The sequence below is a fragment of the Psychrobacillus sp. NPDC093200 genome (genome assembly GCF_050280345.1).
GTDB lineage: Bacteria > Bacillota > Bacilli > Bacillales_A > Planococcaceae > Psychrobacillus > Psychrobacillus faecigallinarum.
Map to the genome: position 1 here is coordinate 40,727 of NZ_JBNNVC010000005.1, position 18,644 is coordinate 59,370.

At 39.5% G+C, this 18,644-nt stretch carries 20 protein-coding genes and 2 other annotated features; all 20 genes read right to left on the minus strand.

Annotated features, from left to right (window positions below):
- Nucleotides 1-122: 122 nt before the first annotated feature.
- Complete coding sequence (gene rpoB, locus ACQKNZ_RS17010; RefSeq protein WP_144540951.1) at nt 123-3,677, minus strand: DNA-directed RNA polymerase subunit beta; 3,555 nt, start codon at nt 3,675-3,677, stop codon at nt 123-125.
- A gap of 228 nt (nt 3,678-3,905) precedes the next feature.
- Nucleotides 3,906-4,508, minus strand: a complete 603-nt coding sequence (locus ACQKNZ_RS17015) for a class I SAM-dependent methyltransferase (protein ID WP_427660823.1) — start codon at nt 4,506-4,508, stop codon at nt 3,906-3,908.
- Between the two features lie 77 nt (nt 4,509-4,585).
- Nucleotides 4,586-4,948 carry a 50S ribosomal protein L7/L12 gene (rplL, locus tag ACQKNZ_RS17020; protein ID WP_144540947.1) on the minus strand — a complete coding sequence of 121 codons (363 nt, stop codon included), beginning with the start codon at nt 4,946-4,948 and terminating at the stop codon, nt 4,586-4,588.
- 70 nt (nt 4,949-5,018) lie between these two features.
- The gene (gene rplJ, locus ACQKNZ_RS17025; RefSeq protein ID WP_144540945.1) at nt 5,019-5,519 is read right to left on the minus strand and encodes a 50S ribosomal protein L10; all 501 of its coding nucleotides are present in this window, start codon (nt 5,517-5,519) and stop codon (nt 5,019-5,021) included.
- A gap of 33 nt (nt 5,520-5,552) precedes the next feature.
- Nucleotides 5,553-5,696 (minus strand) — a sequence feature (ribosomal protein L10 leader region).
- A gap of 43 nt (nt 5,697-5,739) precedes the next feature.
- Nucleotides 5,740-6,432 carry a 50S ribosomal protein L1 gene (gene rplA, locus ACQKNZ_RS17030; protein WP_144540943.1) on the minus strand — a complete coding sequence of 231 codons (693 nt, stop codon included), beginning with the start codon at nt 6,430-6,432 and terminating at the stop codon, nt 5,740-5,742.
- A 128-nt stretch (nt 6,433-6,560) separates the two neighbouring features.
- Nucleotides 6,561-6,986, minus strand: a complete 426-nt coding sequence (rplK, locus tag ACQKNZ_RS17035) for a 50S ribosomal protein L11 (protein WP_144541048.1) — start codon at nt 6,984-6,986, stop codon at nt 6,561-6,563.
- Between the two features lie 166 nt (nt 6,987-7,152).
- Nucleotides 7,153-7,686 (minus strand): transcription termination/antitermination protein NusG, encoded by a 534-nt coding sequence (gene nusG / locus ACQKNZ_RS17040; protein WP_144540941.1) that lies wholly within the window; start codon nt 7,684-7,686, stop codon nt 7,153-7,155.
- 102 nt (nt 7,687-7,788) lie between these two features.
- The gene (secE, locus tag ACQKNZ_RS17045; RefSeq protein WP_144540939.1) at nt 7,789-7,974 is read right to left on the minus strand and encodes a preprotein translocase subunit SecE; all 186 of its coding nucleotides are present in this window, start codon (nt 7,972-7,974) and stop codon (nt 7,789-7,791) included.
- 43 nt (nt 7,975-8,017) lie between these two features.
- Nucleotides 8,018-8,167: a 50S ribosomal protein L33 gene (gene rpmG, locus ACQKNZ_RS17050; protein ID WP_144540937.1), complete on the minus strand. Its 150-nt coding sequence runs from the start codon at nt 8,165-8,167 to the stop codon at nt 8,018-8,020.
- 74 nt (nt 8,168-8,241) lie between these two features.
- Nucleotides 8,242-8,913 (minus strand): RNA polymerase sporulation sigma factor SigH, encoded by a 672-nt coding sequence (gene sigH / locus ACQKNZ_RS17055; RefSeq protein ID WP_144541046.1) that lies wholly within the window; start codon nt 8,911-8,913, stop codon nt 8,242-8,244.
- A 44-nt stretch (nt 8,914-8,957) separates the two neighbouring features.
- Nucleotides 8,958-9,467, minus strand: a complete 510-nt coding sequence (locus ACQKNZ_RS17060; protein ID WP_144540935.1) for an NYN domain-containing protein — start codon at nt 9,465-9,467, stop codon at nt 8,958-8,960.
- Between the two features lie 4 nt (nt 9,468-9,471).
- The gene (gene rlmB, locus ACQKNZ_RS17065; RefSeq protein WP_151112042.1) at nt 9,472-10,233 is read right to left on the minus strand and encodes a 23S rRNA (guanosine(2251)-2'-O)-methyltransferase RlmB; all 762 of its coding nucleotides are present in this window, start codon (nt 10,231-10,233) and stop codon (nt 9,472-9,474) included.
- Entirely contained in the window at nt 10,233-10,595 is a 363-nt protein-coding gene (locus ACQKNZ_RS17070; protein ID WP_151113819.1) for a Mini-ribonuclease 3, read from the minus strand. The genes rlmB and ACQKNZ_RS17070 overlap by 1 nt, the downstream gene beginning before the upstream one ends.
- A gap of 61 nt (nt 10,596-10,656) precedes the next feature.
- A complete protein-coding gene (gene cysS, locus ACQKNZ_RS17075) occupies nt 10,657-12,057 on the minus strand; it encodes a cysteine--tRNA ligase (RefSeq protein WP_144540931.1) in 1,401 nt (466 codons plus the stop codon).
- Nucleotides 12,038-12,712, minus strand: coding sequence for a serine O-acetyltransferase (cysE, locus tag ACQKNZ_RS17080; protein ID WP_154312064.1), 675 nt, complete (start codon nt 12,710-12,712; stop codon nt 12,038-12,040). The genes cysS and cysE overlap by 20 nt, the downstream gene beginning before the upstream one ends.
- A 48-nt stretch (nt 12,713-12,760) precedes the next feature.
- Nucleotides 12,761-12,981 (minus strand) — a binding site (T-box leader).
- A 55-nt stretch (nt 12,982-13,036) separates the two neighbouring features.
- Nucleotides 13,037-14,500, minus strand: coding sequence for a glutamate--tRNA ligase (gene gltX / locus ACQKNZ_RS17085; protein ID WP_427660828.1), 1,464 nt, complete (start codon nt 14,498-14,500; stop codon nt 13,037-13,039).
- Between the two features lie 153 nt (nt 14,501-14,653).
- A complete protein-coding gene (gene ispF, locus ACQKNZ_RS17090; RefSeq protein ID WP_144540925.1) occupies nt 14,654-15,133 on the minus strand; it encodes a 2-C-methyl-D-erythritol 2,4-cyclodiphosphate synthase in 480 nt (159 codons plus the stop codon).
- 1 nt (nt 15,134) lies between these two features.
- The gene (gene ispD / locus ACQKNZ_RS17095) at nt 15,135-15,827 is read right to left on the minus strand and encodes a 2-C-methyl-D-erythritol 4-phosphate cytidylyltransferase (RefSeq protein ID WP_151112034.1); all 693 of its coding nucleotides are present in this window, start codon (nt 15,825-15,827) and stop codon (nt 15,135-15,137) included.
- A gap of 64 nt (nt 15,828-15,891) precedes the next feature.
- Nucleotides 15,892-16,983 carry a PIN/TRAM domain-containing protein gene (locus ACQKNZ_RS17100; protein WP_144540921.1) on the minus strand — a complete coding sequence of 364 codons (1,092 nt, stop codon included), beginning with the start codon at nt 16,981-16,983 and terminating at the stop codon, nt 15,892-15,894.
- Between the two features lie 240 nt (nt 16,984-17,223).
- Nucleotides 17,224-18,594 (minus strand): DNA repair protein RadA, encoded by a 1,371-nt coding sequence (radA, locus tag ACQKNZ_RS17105; RefSeq protein ID WP_144540919.1) that lies wholly within the window; start codon nt 18,592-18,594, stop codon nt 17,224-17,226.
- Between the last annotated feature and the right edge of the window lie 50 nt (nt 18,595-18,644).

Consider the following 18,644-nt stretch of genomic DNA (forward strand, 5'->3'; position numbering starts at 1 on the left):
CCTTTAGTCTTGAGTCTTTAGAAAGACCTTCCAAGTAGCTCTGCATAATGCAATTTAATACGGAAATACGGACAGGCATCACCTGTCCGATTTTTTATCTAATCAATTATTCCTGCTTGACCTTACTCTAAGTTTCCAACTGGCTCTTCTTCATTAGCTAGTGGTAATAAACCAAGTGCATCAGCTGCCGGAATATCGTCATCTTCATCTAAATCACGAAGTTCAATTTCTTCTTCGTCAATTGTTAACATCTTAACGTCCATACCTAAACTTTGTAGTTCTTTAATCAATACTTTGAATGATTCAGGAACGCCTGGCTCAGGAACACTTTCACCTTTTACGATGGCTTCATATGTTTTCACACGTCCAACCACGTCATCGGATTTAACCGTTAAGATTTCTTGTAATGTATAAGCAGCACCATATGCTTCTAGTGCCCATACTTCCATCTCACCAAAACGTTGTCCACCGAATTGCGCTTTACCACCAAGAGGCTGTTGCGTAACAAGAGAATAAGGTCCTGTTGAACGAGCATGAAGCTTGTCATCAACCATGTGGGCAAGTTTGATCATATACATAACCCCTACTGAAACGCGGTTATCAAATGGTTCACCTGAACGACCATCATAAAGTGTCGTTTTACCATCACGGTTCAAGCCTGCTTCTTCCATCGTGTTCCATACATCTTCCTCGTTGGCACCATCAAATACAGGTGAAGCCATGTGAACACCAAGAAGTCTAGAAGCCATACCTAAGTGAAGCTCTAGTACTTGCCCAATATTCATACGAGAAGGTACCCCTAGTGGATTTAACATAATGTCCACTGGTGTTCCGTCTGGAAGGAAAGGCATATCTTCTTCCGGAAGAATACGAGAGATTACCCCTTTGTTACCATGTCGTCCGGCCATTTTATCCCCTACAGAGATTTTACGTTTTTGAACGATATAAGCACGTACTAGTTGGTTAACACCAGGTGATAGTTCATCCCCATCTTCACGATTGAAGACTTTTACATCTAATACAATTCCGCCTGCACCATGAGGTACACGTAGAGATGTATCGCGAACTTCACGAGCTTTTTCTCCGAAAATAGCGTGAAGTAGACGTTCTTCAGCAGTAAGTTCTGTAACTCCTTTAGGCGTTACTTTACCTACTAAAATATCTCCGTCTCTAACTTCAGCACCGACACGGATAATTCCACGGTCATCTAAGTTACGTAAAGCATCTTCTCCGACGTTAGGAATGTCTCTCGTAATTTCCTCTGGCCCAAGTTTCGTATCACGTGATTCTGATTCGTATTCTTCAATATGCACAGAAGTATAGACATCATCTTTCACAAGACGCTCACTCATGATTACAGCATCCTCGTAGTTATATCCATCCCATGTCATGAAGGCAACTAGTACGTTACGTCCTAGCGCAAGCTCTCCTTGTTCCATAGATGGACCGTCTGCAAGGATATCTAAAGGTTTAACACGGTCTCCAACCTTAACGATTGGACGTTGGTTAATAGATGTACCATGGTTAGAACGTTCGAATTTGTGAACTTTATAAGTTGTTAAATCACCTTTAACTTCTTTTCCATCCACTTCTTCAATGCGACGAACGCGAATCTCTTTCGCTTCTACATGTTCTACGATCCCGTGATACTTAGCAATAACAGCGGCACCTGAATCACGTGCATTGACATGCTCCATACCAGTTCCGACAAACGGAGCTTCTGGGTTTAAAAGAGGAACAGCTTGACGTTGCATGTTCGCTCCCATTAGGGCACGGTTAGAGTCATCGTTTTCTAAGAATGGAATACATGCTGTAGCAGCAGAAACTACTTGTTTCGGTGATACGTCCATGTAGTCAATTTGATCTCTTCTAAATACCGTGTTGTCACCACGGAAACGGCCAACTACTTCTTCGTTTACGAATGCACCGTCGTCAGAAAGTGGAGAGTTAGCTTGCGCAACAACATAGTTGTCCTCTTCATCTGCTGTTAGGTAATCGATACGTGAAGTTACAAGACCAGTTTCAGGGTCAACTCGACGGTAAGGAGTTTCGATAAATCCAAATTTATTTACTTTCGCAAAACTGGAAAGTGAGTTAATTAAACCAATGTTAGGTCCCTCAGGAGTTTCAATTGGACACATACGACCATAGTGAGAGTAGTGAACGTCACGAACCTCGAAGCCTGCACGCTCACGCGTTAAACCACCGGGTCCTAAAGCAGAAAGACGACGTTTATGAGTTAACTCTGCAAGTGGATTTGTTTGGTCCATGAACTGAGATAATTGAGAACTACCAAAGAATTCCTTGATAGATGCAATTACTGGACGAATATTTATCAGCTGTTGTGGAACAATTGCTTGTGTATCGTTTATTGACATACGCTCACGAACTACACGCTCCATACGAGAAAGACCAATACGGAATTGGTTTTGTAATAACTCTCCAACTGAACGTAAACGACGGTTACCTAGATGGTCAATATCATCCGTGTTTCCAACGTTGAATAATAGGTTAAAGAAATAACCAATAGATGACACGATATCTGCTGGCGTAATGTTTTTAACTTCGGTTTCCACATACGCATTACTAATTACATTTATCTCTTTTTGCTCGTCATCATTTGGTGCATAAATTTTAATCGATTGAACCGTAATATCGTCTTCTAAAACTCCTCCAACTTGAGAGAATGTTTTAAATCCAATTCCATTTTCCAAATGAGGGATCAGTCTGTCTAATACACGACGATCGATCAGTGTACCAGCTTCAACTAAAATTTCACCTGTTTCTGGATCCACTAACGTTTCCGCTACTGTTTGGTTAAACAAACGATTTTTTATGTGTAATTTTTTGTTCATTTTGTAACGACCAACATTTGCTAAATCATAGCGTTTTGGGTCAAAGAAGCGAGAGTATAGCAGGCTCTTTGCACTTTCCACAGTTGGTGGCTCGCCTGGACGTAAGCGCTCATAGATTTCTAATAACGCTTTTTCAGTAGTTTCTGTGTTGTCCTTTTCTAGCGTGTTACGTAAATACTCATTGTCACCGAGTAAATCAATGATTTCTTGATCTGAACCGAATCCTAAAGCGCGAAGTAAAACAGTTACTGGTAATTTACGAGTTCTGTCAATTCGAACGTACACTACGTCCTTTGCATCAATCTCGTATTCAAGCCATGCACCACGGTTTGGAATAACAGTAGCACCAAAACCTTTTTTACCATTTTTGTCTGTTTTGTCATGGAAGTAAACACTTGGTGAACGGACTAACTGAGATACGATTACTCGCTCAGCACCATTAATAACGAAAGTACCAGTTTCTGTCATGAGTGGGAAATCACCCATAAAGACATCTTGTTCTTTCACTTCATCCGTTTCTTTGTTGTGGAGACGTACTTTTACGCGAAGTGGTGCTGCGTATGTTGCGTCACGTTCTTTAGATTCATCGACTGAATATTTTGGATCATTCAAACTATAGTCGACAAACTCCAATGATAGATTGCCTGTAAAATCCTCGATAGGTGAAATATCCTTAAACATTTCACGCAAACCTTCTTCAAGGAACCATTCATAAGATGCTGTTTGAATCTCAATAAGATTCGGTAATTCTAGCACCTCACTAATACGCGCAAAACTTCTACGCTGGCGGTGTTGTCCGTACTGAACTAGTTGACCTGTCAACTCATTCACCCCTCAATAAAGCGATAATAGGTCTTTTCGATATAGACATTTTGGTGTATGATATCGAAAGACAAAAAGAAAACGAGTTCTTAATAAGAGCTCATTTTTGATTCACCAAACTTTTTCTCGGCCAGTATACCCATAAAGCATAGCTTTTATACAAAAGGCCATAAGTCCTCAAAATAATATTTTTGCATTTTATTATAATATCATAGCGATTTTGTCAAGTCAATCTTTTGTACCCTTTATAATCCAATAACCTTTTTCTTTGTTCACAACTTCCACTTGACCAAAAATCTCTTCTAAAAAACTAAAAGTAGATGGTGCCCCTTGTTTCTTTTGAATGACAACCCACAATTCTCCCCCTGAAACTAATTTATCAAAGGAATCTTTATAGAAACGAAATATAGTCTCTTTTCCAGCGCGAATGGGTGGATTAGTTATAATAGCCGCAAAGTTTGCAGTTTCCACTGCTGACAACCCATCACTTTCATAGATTCGCACATTTTGTACCCCGTTAGCAGCCGCATTTTTTACTGCAAGTTGGATTGCACGCGTGTTAACATCTACTAAATGAACTGTTCTTTCTTCATTTGCTTTTGCAATGGCAAGCCCAATCGGACCATAGCCACAACCAACATCCAAGAAGTCTCCCTCTTGATCTGGCGCTTTGAAAGCATCGATTAATACACGGGAGCCAAAATCTACTTCGCTCTTACTAAAAACACCAGCATCTGTTTCAAATCGAAAATTATGGCCTAGCAATTTAAAGTTCCAATGTTGAGGCTTACTTTCCGTTTGAGGTTTTCTAGAATAATAATGTTCAGACACCGTTTAACCCTCCATCATACATACGAAGAAAAGCTCGTCGTTTAAAGACGAGCTTTTTCCCCGAGTTGTACCAAAAATTACTTAACTTCTACGTTTGCTCCAACTTCTTCAAGTTGTGCTTTCATAGCTTCTGCATCTTCTTTAGATACGCCTTCTTTAAGTGCTTTTGGAGCGTTGTCAACTACTTCTTTAGCTTCTTTCAAGCCAAGACCAGTGATTTCGCGAACTACTTTGATTACTTTAATTTTTTGGTCTCCTGCAGATGCAAGGATAACGTCAAATTCAGTTTTTTCTTCAGCAGCAGCAGCACCGCCACCAGCAGCTACAGCTACAGGTGCAGCAGCAGTAACACCAAATTCTTCTTCAATTGCTTTTACTAAGTCGTTTAATTCAAGAACTGTCATTGATTTGATAGCTTCTAAGATTTGCTCGTTGTTCATTTTATTTTCCTCCTATTATTGGATATGTTTTAGGCTATTAGCCGATTTTTGTGCAAAGTTCCATAAGGAATTATGCGCCTTGCTCTTCTTTTTGTTCTGCAACAGCTTTTGTTGCAAGTGCGAAATTGCGCACTGGAGCTTGAAGTACAGATAAAAGCATAGATAGTAGTCCTTCGCGTGATGGAAGTTCTGCTAAAGCTTTTACATCTTCTGCTGAAGATACGTTTCCTTCGATGATCCCTGCTTTAATTTCTAATTGTTCGTTCTTTTTAGCAAAATCATTAATGATTTTTGCTGGAGCAACTACGTCTTCGTTAGAGAATGCAACAGCATTTGGTCCAACTAAGAATTCGTTAATTGCATCAACTCCAGCGATTTCAGTCGCACGACGTGTAAGTGAGTTTTTATAAACTTTGAACTCAACGCCAGCTTCACGAAGTTGTTTACGTAATTCTGTAACTTGAGCAACATTTAAACCACGGTAGTCTACTACAACTACTGAAGCAGCAGCTTTAAATTTCTCTGCAATGTCGTCTACAATCACTTTTTTCGTTTCAATTGCTTTGCTCATCTTGGCACCTCCTATAAGAATTGGGCCATTTATACCGACAAAAGAAAAGCCTCTGATCTACGGATAGACACAGAGGCAGAAAGTCATCATCTAATTAGAATCTGAATTTACGTGTCCTCGGTAGGATATTAAGCGACAAGTCGCTCCTACTGTCTTCGGTACAAATGTATATTTCACAACAAAAGTCATCTTAACAGATAGACTATTAGGTTGTCAATTATTATTTTACTGATGAAGCATCAACTTTAATAGCTGGACCCATAGTAGTTGTAACATTTACAGACTTCATGTAAATACCTTTTGAAGCAGCAGGCTTAGCTTTTTGAACTACTTCAAATACAGACATAAAGTTTTCTACTAATTTGTCGTCTTCGAAAGATACTTTTCCGATTGGAGCGTGAATGATCCCTGCTTTGTCAGCACGGTATTCTACTTTACCAGCTTTGATTTCTTCGATAGCTTTAGTTACATCAAATGTAACAGTACCAGTTTTAGGGTTTGGCATTAAACCTTTTGGTCCAAGTACGCGACCGATTTTACCAACTTCACCCATCATGTCAGGAGTAGCTACGATTACATCGAAGTCAAACCATCCTTGTTGGATTTTGTTGATGTATTCCACATCACCTGCATAGTCTGCACCAGCAGCTTCAGCTTCTTTAAGTTTTTCACCTTTAGCGAAAACTAATACGCGTTGAGTTTTACCAGTTCCGTTTGGAAGAACTACTGCCCCACGGATTTGTTGGTCGTTTTTACGAGTATCGATTCCTAGACGGAAAGCAACTTCAACTGTTGCGTCGAAATTAACTGTGCTAGTTTTTTTAGCAAGCTCGATTGCTTCTTTAGCTGAATACAATGTATTTTTGTCAACTAATTTAGCAGCTTCTTGTAACTTTTTACCTTTGTTAGCCATTTAAAATGTCCTCCTTGATAGTGGTTTTAGCGGAATAAACCTCCCACGTGTAAAGGTTGCAGTTATTCTTAGGAACAACTACAACCTTCCAAAAAAACAATTGCGTCATATCAAAATCACATTAAGTATTAGTCTTCGATCGTAATACCCATGCTACGTGCTGTACCTTCAACCATCAACATAGCTGTTTCAACAGATGCAGCGTTTAGATCTGGCATTTTTTGTTCAGCGATTTCGCGAACTTTATCACGTTTAACTGTCGCCACTTTAACGCGGTTTGGTTCACCTGATCCAGATTGAATTCCTGCTGCTACTTTAAGTAACACTGCTGCCGGCGGAGTTTTTGTAATGAAAGTAAATGAACGGTCTTCAAATACAGAAATTTCAACCGGAATGATTAGACCTGCTTGATCAGCAGTACGTGCGTTGAACTCCTTACAGAATCCCATGATGTTAACACCCGCTTGTCCTAATGCAGGACCAACCGGTGGCGCTGGATTTGCTTTACCAGCAGGAATTTGTAATTTTACAACTTTAATCACTTTTTTAGCCACGAGACACACCTCCTTAAGTCCGTGATGTGGTAATTGGGTTGCCCCTCCCACTCAAATATCTGTCTCTCAGCTCTGCGCTGATAACATTTAGAAAATTCATGCAGACTTTTTTTCAGTCTGACCTTTGAAATGATACCACTTATCCATTTTTTTAGCAAGTAATAAATTATACTTTGATTACTTGTTCGAAATCTAGTTCCATATTTGTTTCGCGCCCAAACATATCGATAGAAACAGTCACTTTGCCTTTTTCGGCTTCAATAGCTTCTACTTTACCTTGGAAATGCGCAAATGGTCCTTCTAATACTTCTACCAATTCTCCGATTGAGAAGTCTACTTCAACTTTGCGATCATTCATACCCATTTGTTTTAACATGGATTGAACTTCTTCTGGAGCAAGAGGAGTTGGTTTTGTACCGCCGCCTGATGAACCAAGGAAGCCAGTAACACCAGGTGTGTTTCTCACTACATACCAAGCATCGTCTGTCATGATTAACTCAACAAAAACATATCCTGGGAATGTTTTTCTAGTTACTACGCGTTTTTTTCCATCTTTGAAATCTGTTTCTTCTTGTTCAGGGATGAACACTCGGAATATCTTATCAGACATCCCCATTGTTTCTACTCGTTTTTCTAAATTTGCTTTTACTTTATTTTCATACCCAGAGTACGTATGAACAACATACCAATTTTTTTCCATAGTGTCGGGACTTAAGCGTCCTTCCCTCCTTTTCTAAGACAAATGAAAAAACCCGTTCGTTGACTAAGACGGGCTATTTTCAAATATTTACATGCTACAAACCTATAACTCCAAGTACCAACGGAACAATTCAGAAATTCCTAAGTCTACTACTGCAAAGAATACAGCCATAACCACTACTGTTGCAAGCACAATGATTGTATAGCGTGTTAACTCTTTACGTTTTGGCCAGCTTACTTTTCTCATTTCTGATACTACGTTTTTAAAAAAACCACCAATATTAGCCATTTTAGCTAAACCTCCACATGGAAAATCTATCTTACTTCTATACTCATATCGTTTGTTTGTGTACTGTATGAGCATTACAATGCGTGCAATACTTTTTTCTTTCTATGCGAACAGAACCGGTATCTTTAGATGCAGGGACTGTATAATTGCGGTTACCACATTCTACGCAACTCAAGACAATTTTCTTAGTCATTTTCTCACCTTTTCGGCGTATAAGTCTTTTTCAAGATTATCACCTTCGCCATACCATGTCAACAAAATCCCAAATTATGCATAATTACTTCCAATTTCCATATAACGCTCCAGTTTACGTTTTACTCGCTGTAACGCGTTGTCTATAGATTTAACGTGACGATTCAATTCTTCAGAAATTTCTTGGTAGGACTGCCCATCTAAATACAAGGCAAGCACTTGCTGCTCTAGTTCACTTAATATCTCTCCCATTTTACCTTCAATGTAATCATAATTCTCTCTATTTATGATTAATTCTTCAGGATCGTCTACAACTGAGCCAGCAATCATATCCATTAGTGTTCGATCTGATTCTTCATCATAGATAGGCTTGTCCAAGGAAATATAAGAATTAAGCGGGATATGTTTTTGCCTAGTAGCTGTTTTAATAGCAGTAATAATCTGTCTAGTTATACAGAGTTCAGCAAAAGCTCGAAAAGATGAAAGCTTCTCTTCTCTAAAATCTCGAATCGCCTTATATAAACCAATCATTCCTTCTTGCAGAATATCTTCTCTATCAGCACCTATTAAAAAATAGGATCTACCTTTCATTCTTACAAATGATCGGTATTTCGTTATCAAATAATCTAGCGCTTCAGTGTTTCCTTGATGAACCATCTCTACAAGCTCTTCATCTAGTAAACTATCCAATTGTTGTAGATCCAGCTCTGTTTTTTCCAATGAAGTCACCTCAGCTAAATTAGACATATTTACCATCAGTATACAGGAAGCAAATTTATAGCGTCAATGAATCATTTCATTCCTCTTCGCCATTTTTCGAAAATTTCCGCTACTTCCTCCGATAAAATAATTGTCGAAGTTGGCTTATTCTCTTGGATATTCTTCACTTTTTTCGTAATATTCGAGGAAATAGAAAGCATTTCAATTTCTAGTTCTCTAGCAGATTTTCTTAGCGCACCTTGTCCAAATATGACCCTTTGTTCTGTCATATCAGAGGTGGCTACATAGATTTGCACTCGCCTTCCACTTAGCTCTCGGGTTAGCTTTTCAATCCGTTCGTCTGCTGTTTCATTTTCTCTCGTATAGATAATTTCAACATCATACTGCATCTTTTTGTTTTCTATACCCGGTACTAAGTGAGCATCAAACACAACTATTACTCGAATACCGGTAAATGCTTTATACTCCGCCATTTGCTCGATTAGTCTATCTCTAGCATCTAGTAATTTATCTTTTTTTAGTTTTCTTAACTCGCTCCATGCGCCGATGATGTTATAACCATCGACAAGTAGAATTTGCATAATCCTATCCTTTGAGCGGGTTTCTTACGCGCAATACTTCATAAAGAAGTATCGACGCAGCAACTGACGCATTCAAGCTAGTTACATGACCAACCATCGGCAAATGGTAAAGAAAGTCGCATTTATCTTTTAACAATCGGCTCATCCCTTTTCCTTCACTGCCAATTATTAGAGCTAGTGGCAGTGTGGCATCCATATTTCTATAGTCTGTAGATTTGGCAGCATCTGTACCTGCAATCCATACCCCACGCTCCTTGAGCTCGTCCACTGTTTGCGCCAAATTTCCTGCACGATAAACCGGTATATGCTCAATAGCACCTGTAGATGCTTTTGCTACGACTGCAGTCAAACCAACCGCTCTTCGCTTCGGAATGATAATACCATGCGCTCCTACCGCATCTGCAGTTCGCATAATGGACCCTAGGTTATGTGGATCTTCAATTTCATCCAAAATAATAAAGAGAGGATCCTCTTTTTTACTCGCAGCTAGATTAAACAAATCGTCTAATTCCGCATATTTATAGGCAGCAACAGATGCAACAATTCCTTGATGATTTGCATCGGTTAAATTATCCAGTTTTTTCTTTGGTACGAACTGAACAATAATGCCAGCCTCCTTTGCCAGTTGAATAATTTCCGTCACTCCACTTTTTTGGATGCCTTCCGCTATCCACACTTTGTTCATATCTCTTCCTGAACGTAATGCCTCTACTACAGGGTTTTTACCAGCAATAATTTCTCCTGTTTGTTCTGTTTGATCAGCCATTATTTTTTCTCTCCTTTCTGTCCATCAATAAAGTCAATGGAAAAATTCAGGACCTCTTGCAGGCGTTCTGCTTGTTCACTTAAGTATAAGCTTCCAATAACTGCTTCAAACGCGGTACTATAATGATACGTTAAAACGTCTGTATTTTTAGGGACAGTTCCAGATTTGGCATTTCTGCCTCTTCTTAAAACAGCCTCCTCTTCCTCTGTCAAAAATTTAGTGTTTAACATTTCTTTCACTATCATCGCTTGCGCCTTGGCAGATACATACTTTGTTCCTTCCTTATGCAGGATATTCGGTCTTACACGCCCCGAGCGGATGAGGTGTTCGCGCACAACTTGCTCGAACACCGCATCTCCCATATAAGCTAAGGCCAAGGAATTAAGTTGCTTTACGTCAGATACTTTAAAGTTTAACAAAAGGTCACCCTCTCTTCCATCGGATACCTTGGGCAGTATCTTCCAAAATAATATTCATTTCTTTTAGTTGATCTCTAATTTCATCTGCACGAACAAAATTGCGATCTTTTCTCGCTTGATTTCGTTCTTCGATAAGAGCATCGATTTCCTCATCCAGGACCTCTGACTCCTTAGAAAGGGTAATTCCAAGAACTGCTGTTAAGGAATCTAAAATCGAAATAAATTGCTTTAGCACTGATTCAGATGTTTGCTTCTCTAACAAATATGTGTTCGCTAATTTAGATAGCTCAAATAATGCAGCTATTCCATTTGCCGTATTAAAATCGTCATCCATCGCTACTTCAAATTGCTGTTTTACTTCCTCTATTTTGTGCATCCACACGTCATGCTGATCACCTAAATCCGCTGTTGTTTTTAAGCGATGAAGAACATTTTCATACGAGGTACGGATACGTTCCAAACCTGCCTCCGCTTGCTCCACAAGTTCCTGTGAGTAATTAATAGGGTTACGATAATGAACACTAAGCATAAAGAAACGCAATATTTGTGGGTCAATTTGCTTGCGGATATCATTCACCAATACGAAGTTGCCGAGCGATTTAGACATTTTTTCGTTGTCTATATTGATATAACCGTTATGCATCCAATATCTTGCAAATGTCTTGCCGGTTCTAGCCTCGGATTGGGCAATCTCATTTTCATGGTGAGGGAAAGTTAAATCCTGCCCTCCTGCGTGAATATCAATCGTGTCTCCTAAAATTTCACGAGCCATAACAGAACATTCAATATGCCATCCCGGACGACCTTGACCCCATGGGCTTTCCCAGAATATCTCACCCGGCTTTGCAGCTTTCCAAAGAGCAAAATCTAATGCATCCTCTTTCTTTTCACCTCTCTGAATACGAGCCCCTACTTTTAAGTCATCCACCGATTGATGGGAGAGCTTTCCGTAACCCTCGAACTTTCTTGTACGATAATAGACATCACCTTGTGATTCATAAGCATAGCCTTTTTCTACTAATACCTTTATAAAATCAATGATTTCCACCATGTGATCCGTTACACGAGGATGGGAATCTGCTTTTGAGCATCCTAAAGCTTCTACATCTGCAAAATATGCATCGATAAAGCGACTAGTCAATTCGGATACATCTTCTCCAAGTTCATTTGCAGCTTTAATAATTTTGTCATCTACATCTGTAAAGTTTGATACGAATGTTACGTCATATCCACGATACTGTAAATATTTGCGTACAGTATCATATACAATAACTGGTCGAGCATTTCCAATGTGAATATAGTTATATACAGTTGGACCACATACATACATTTTTACCTTTCCTTCTTCTATTGGCACAAAAGGCTCTTTTTCACGTTTTAATGAATTAAATATTTGAATTGTCATGACGATTAGCTCTCTCCTTTTCCTCTGTCAGTCGATCAATTTCTTGCTGCAGCAACACAATCTTACCTTCCATCTCCTTACAGCGATCAGTGAACGGATCCGGTAAATCTTGATGGTCTAAGTTTCTCTTTACCTTTTTGCCATCCTGAATAACGACTACGCCTGGTATTCCAACTACCGTCGAGTTCTCTGGAACATCCTTTAAGACTACAGAGCCTGCTCCAACCTTACTGTTATTGCCAATTGTAATGGAACCCAATACTTTAGCTCCAGTAGCTACTAAGACATTATTTTTAAGTGTAGGGTGTCTTTTTCCTTTTTCTTTTCCCGTCCCACCTAAAGTTACTCCTTGATATATGGTACAATCGTCACCTATTTCACATGTTTCTCCAATAACAACACCTGAACCATGATCAATAAAGAAGCGTCTGCCAATTACTGCTCCAGGATGAATTTCTACACCTGTAAAGAATCTGCTTATTTGGGATATTAGCCTTGCAAGAAAGTACCATTTCTTTTTATAAAAGGCATGGGCGATCCGATGACTCCAGATTGCATGTAAACCGGCATATGTTAAAACAACCTCTAGCTTGCTGGTCGCGGCTGGGTCCTGCTCAAATACCACTTCTATATCTTCTTTCATACGCTCAAACATTAAAATCACTCCTTTTTTCCACAAAAAAAGTCTCTGTCTATAAATATAGACAGAGACGCTCATTCGCGCGGTTCCACTCTGATTGGAAAGATACACATACTCTTTCCCGCTTCACATCTTTAACGCAGATGATACGTCCAGCCTACTCATAGTTCGGCATGGCGCTCTGAGGTGCATTTCCATAACTCATTGGTTCAGACCACTTTCAGCCGGTGATGGTCCTCTCTAAAGAACTTGCGTTACGTACTTCTCCTCTTCTTAGCTTTCTTATTTCGTTCAAGAATTGTACACTCATTTTCACACCTTGCAGTGGAAAAGTCAATTTTATTGTTTTGCGTATTTAGAAACTCTAGCTATTACTTTTTCTTTTCCTATTAAGCTGATCGCATCTGCTAATTCTGGACCATGCGTCTGACCAGTTGTTACGACACGGATAGGCATAAATAGGTTTTTTCCTTTATGTCCAGTTTCCTTTTGGACCGCTTTAATAGACGCTTTAATCTCAGCTGCCTCAAAAGTATCTAAGCTCTCTAGCTGTGCTTTAAATGCAGTCATGACTTCCGGAACTTGTTCGCCAGTCAAAACTTCTAGAGCTTCTTCATTATATGCAACGTCGTCGTTGAAGAACAATGATGACAATTCAATAATTTCTGCTCCAAAACTCATTTGATCGTGATAGAGGGCTATTAAATTAGTTGCCCATAATTGTTGCTCCTCTGACAATTCTGCAGGAAGAAGACCCTCTTTTTGCAGATGTGGCAAGGCAAGCTCTACTACTTTTTCAAGTGGTAGCTGTTTAATATATTGATTATTCATCCATGTTAATTTTTGCTTATCAAACATAGATGGTGATTTTGAAAGACGAGTCACGTCAAATAGCTTGATGAATTCTTCCTTAGAGAAAATCTCTTCCTCTCCTTCAGGAGACCATCCTAATAGAGCAAAGAAGTTAAACATAGCTTCTGGAAGATAACCTAGGTCTTTATATTGTGCAACAAATTGAATAATCGATTCATCACGTTTTGATAATTTCTTACGACTCTCATTAATGATTAAAGTCATATGACCATATTGTGGATACTCCCAGCCAAATACATCAAACACCATTAATTGTTTTGGAGTATTTGATAAATGCTCTTCTCCTCGGAATACATGTGAAATTTCCATTAAGTGATCATCTAATACTACTGCGTAGTTATACGTTGGGATGCCATTAGCTTTTACAAGTACCCAGTCTCCAACGTCTTTCGATTCAAAGGAAACAGATCCACGAACTAAATCTTCAAACGTATACGTTACATTTTCAGGCACACGCATACGGATAGTATAAGGCATTCCAGCCGCTTCCTTCTCTTGCACTTCTTCTTTAGATAAATGTCTGCATTTTCCGTTATACATCGGTGCAGCCACACCATTTTCTTTTTGTTTCTCACGGTCAGCTTCTAATTCCTCTGAAGTACAGAAGCATTTATAAGCATGTCCTTTTTCTAGCATTTCTTCCGCATATTTTGTGTAAATATCTAAACGCTCCATTTGTCGATAAGGCGCATAAGGTCCACCGATATCTACAGATTCGTCGTATTCCATTCCTAACCACTTTAAGTTATCCAGCTGCGATAATTCTCCGCCTTCAATATTACGCTCAATATCTGTGTCTTCTATACGGACAATAAATTTCCCGTTATGGTGGCGAGCAAATAAATAATTGAATAATGCTGTACGTGCCCCTCCAATATGGAGATTTCCTGTAGGACTTGGTGCATAGCGTACGCGAACTTCTTGTGTCATTATAAATCCTCCTAGTTATCTTGCGTTTAAATTAAACCTTCGTCTGGAAAGTGGAATCAATCAGTTTTTAAGGCAAGGCATATCTTTACTTTTGCCTGTCTGCTAAAGTAGTAAACTTTATCTATTCTACCACTGCCAGTAGTTTTTTTAAAGTTAGTCTTTTTTCAATAAAAGGATGGTAGCTAAAGATGCAATTCCTTCCTCTCGTCCAGTAAATCCTAACTTTTCAGTAGTCGTCGCCTTCACGTTGACTTGTGACACATCAGCTTGCAAAAGCTCTGCAACTTTGGCGCGGATTTCCTCAATGTAAGGAGCCATTTTAGGCTTCTGAGCAATAATAGTGCAATCTACATTTCCAAGCTTGTAGCCTCGCGCATCTACTAGCTTCCATATATGCTCGAGTAATTTAGCGGAATCTGCATCTTTAAAATCGGGATCGGTGTCAGGGAAATGTCTGCCAATATCTCCCTCTCCAATAGCTCCTAGCGCTGCATCTGTAATTGTATGAAGCAATACATCCGCATCCGAGTGACCAATTAGCCCTCTTTCATAGGGTATCGTGATTCCTCCTATTATTAATGGGCGATTGTCTGCAAATTCATGTACGTCAAAGCCTTGTCCAATTCTTAACAATTTATTGTTCCTCCTGCTTTCGTTTATTTAAAATTACTTCTCCAAAAAGGAGATCCTCTTGAGTGGTAACCTTTACGTTATCATAGGTGCTCTCCACGATGTGAACCTTTTCACCTTGTCTTTCTACCAACATGGCCTCGTCTGTTCCTAAAAAGGACTCTAGCTCTGCCATTCTTTCGGCTTTTTCCAATATGTTATATTGAAAAGCCTGTGGAGTCTGGATGATCCATAGGCTCTCTCGTTCAACCGTTTCCTGTATTATACCATTTTGAACTTTTTTCATCGTATCTTTGGCACGAACTGCTGCTACAGCGGCTCCAAATTTTTCTGCGGCCTGTACTAGACGATGGATAACGTCTTGATGGATGAAAGGTCTAGCAGCGTCATGTACTAACACAACTTCTTTAGAGGGACTTGCCTTCAAGCCTGCATACACACTGTGCTGCCTTTCTGCTCCTCCTTCAGTTATTGCCGCAACCTTTTGAATAGAATATTGCAGAAGAAGCTGCTCTATATATGATTGTTCATCTTTTTTTACCGCTAAAACAATATGAGCACATTGGGGATCTCGTTCAAATACGCGGAGGGTATGTATTAGTACAGGTATATTTTTTAATTCTATAAAAAGCTTGTTATGCTCTGCTCCCATTCTTTTGCCACTTCCCGCAGCTGGTAAGATTACTGTGTAAGCCATTTCGTTTTCCTCCTCCGTTACAAAGAAAAAGGGTATGCTCCTAAAAGGAAACACCCCTTACTACTTATTTCGTTTCCTGTGGTTTCGCAAAGATCATTCGTCCTGCCGATGTTTGAAGGACACTTGTCACTTCCACATTAATCGCTTGTCCGATGAACGCTTTACCACCTTCAACTACAATCATCGTGCCATCATCTAAATAAGCTACACCTTGATTATGCTCTTTTCCATCTTTAATCACAACAACATGCATTATTTCCCCGGGAATAACTACGGGTTTGACAGCATTAGCTAAGTCATTAATATTCAATACCCGCACTTGATGCAATTCACATACTTTGTTTAAATTAAAATCATTGGTTACTACTACGCCACCCATTTTTTTGGCTAGACGCATTAGCTTTAAGTCGACCTCTTGAACATCATCAAAGTCTTCCTCCACTATTAAAACCGCAGTGCTTCTTTCATCCTTCAATTTGTTTAAAACATCTAGACCTCTTCGTCCTCTTGTTCTTTTTAACGTATCAGAAGAATCTGCGATATGCTGAAGCTCCGTTAAAACAAATTGAGGAACTACTAGCACACCTTCCATAAAGCCCGTTTCCGATATATCTGCTATTCTTCCATCAATAATGACACTCGTGTCTAGCAGCTTATAGGTACCCAACGGAAGTTCCTTGGCTTCCTCCTCAGCTGTTTTTTTCTTCAAAGAAGGTAGTTTAGAGGACGGGGTGAACACGTGTAGCAATTCGTCTCTCTTTTTGTATCCTACCTGGAAACCTAGATATCCTAAAATAATGGTTAAGAGAACAGGGGCAACCGAACGAATGACTGGTAGCTCAATAGTTGATACAGCCGAGCCAAGGAAGAAAGCTACCACTAACCCGATTACCATCCCTAGTGTCCCAAATAACAAATCTCCGATTGGGGCCTTTAAAAGCCTTTCTTCCATCCATTTGATAAAATGTATTAAGTAATCTGTTAAAAATAGGGCAGCCACATACAGCATGATTGCTCCGATTATTACGGAAACATATAAATTATTAATCAAAGGGTTGTCGGATAAATTGATTAGTTCATATAAGTGCGGTAAGAATAGCAACCCTAATGTTCCACCTATCAATACAAAAGCAATTTGGATAATCCACTTTAACAAATTTTCCACCTCCATTTAAATTTTATTATACTTCCTGTTTTCCCTATACGTCTAATAAGTCGCAAGGAAGAAGGTTATCCCTTGCCCGCTAAACTAACATGAAAATGTCAGATTGACACTCTAACGTGTACAACCAAAGCAAAGGATTACCTATCTGTTACTTTTAAATCTATGAGTACACCCAGTTAAAACAAGAGTTAAACTTGAATACTTTATTCCCCCGCAACATCTTATTTCTTTTTATGAAAAGGCTTCTTTCATCACCTGGTTTACAGACTCTACTCCAATAACCTGCAGACCCTTCGGATAATCCCAGCCCCCCATATTAGATGCAGGGATAATTGCTCGTTTAAAGCCTAGCTTAGCTGCCTCTTGCACTCTTTGTTCAATCCTAGATACTCTTCTTACTTCTCCTGTTAATCCTACCTCACCTATAAAACAGTCGGTTGGAGCAGCACCCGTATCTCTAAAACTAGATACGATACTTACTAGGACGGCTAAATCGATGGCAGGTTCGTCTAATTTTACTCCACCGGCAACTTTTATGTAGGCATCCTGCGTTTGAAGTAGCAGTCCCATGCGTTTTTCTAGCACGGCCATTAATAAAGAAATTCGATTTTGATCAATCCCTGTGGCCATCCTTTTTGGATAATTAAAGCTCGATTGTGTCACAAGCGCTTGAATCTCTACTAAAATCGGTCTTGTCCCTTCCATTGAGGCAACAATGGCAGATCCAGCCGCTCCCTGGGAACGCTCCTGTAAAAATAATTCAGATGGGTTAAGTACTTCCCTTAAACCCTGTTGCACCATCTCAAAAATAGCAATCTCATTGGTAGAACCAAATCTATTTTTTTGTGATCGCAATATGCGATGATTATGATGACGTTCTCCCTCAAAGTATAAAACAGTATCTACCATATGCTCGAGTATTCTTGGACCAGCAATTTGGCCTTCCTTAGTTACATGTCCCACCAAGAAAATGGCAATATTTTTAGTTTTCGCAATCCGCATTAGCTCAGCTGTACTTTCACGCACTTGGGATACACTTCCTGGGGCACTTGTTACCTCTGGATGATGAACCGTTTGGATAGAATCCACTATTACAAACCGTGGGCTTACTTGTTCAATCGTTTCATTGATCAGCTCTAAATTGGTTTCCGAATAAATATAAAGTTCATTTGAAGTGACTCCTAAACGTTCCGCTCGGAGTTTTGTCTGGCGGATTGATTCTTCTCCTGATATATAGAGTACTCTTTCCCCTTTATTCGCAAGAAGAGCAGAAACTTGTAAAAGAAGCGTTGATTTACCTATACCTGGATCTCCCCCAATTAAAACTAGGGAGCCTGGCACAATTCCTCCGCCTAATACACGATTCAATTCTACTAAATCAGTTTGTACACGTGGTTCCTCGACTGTTTCAATGGATATGATTGGGGTTGCTTTTTGAGTGACTCCAGACGAATGCTGAAAGGAATGTCTAGGTCCCTTAGAGACTACCTCTACCTCTTCCACCATAGTGTTCCATTCTCCACACCCCGGACATCTACCCATCCATTTGGCAGCCTCGTAGCCGCAAGAGTTACACATAAATTTTGTTTTCTTTTTAGCCATATGAACCTCCTATTAAGAAAAGCACAAGCGCCTATGTCTGCCACGACAAC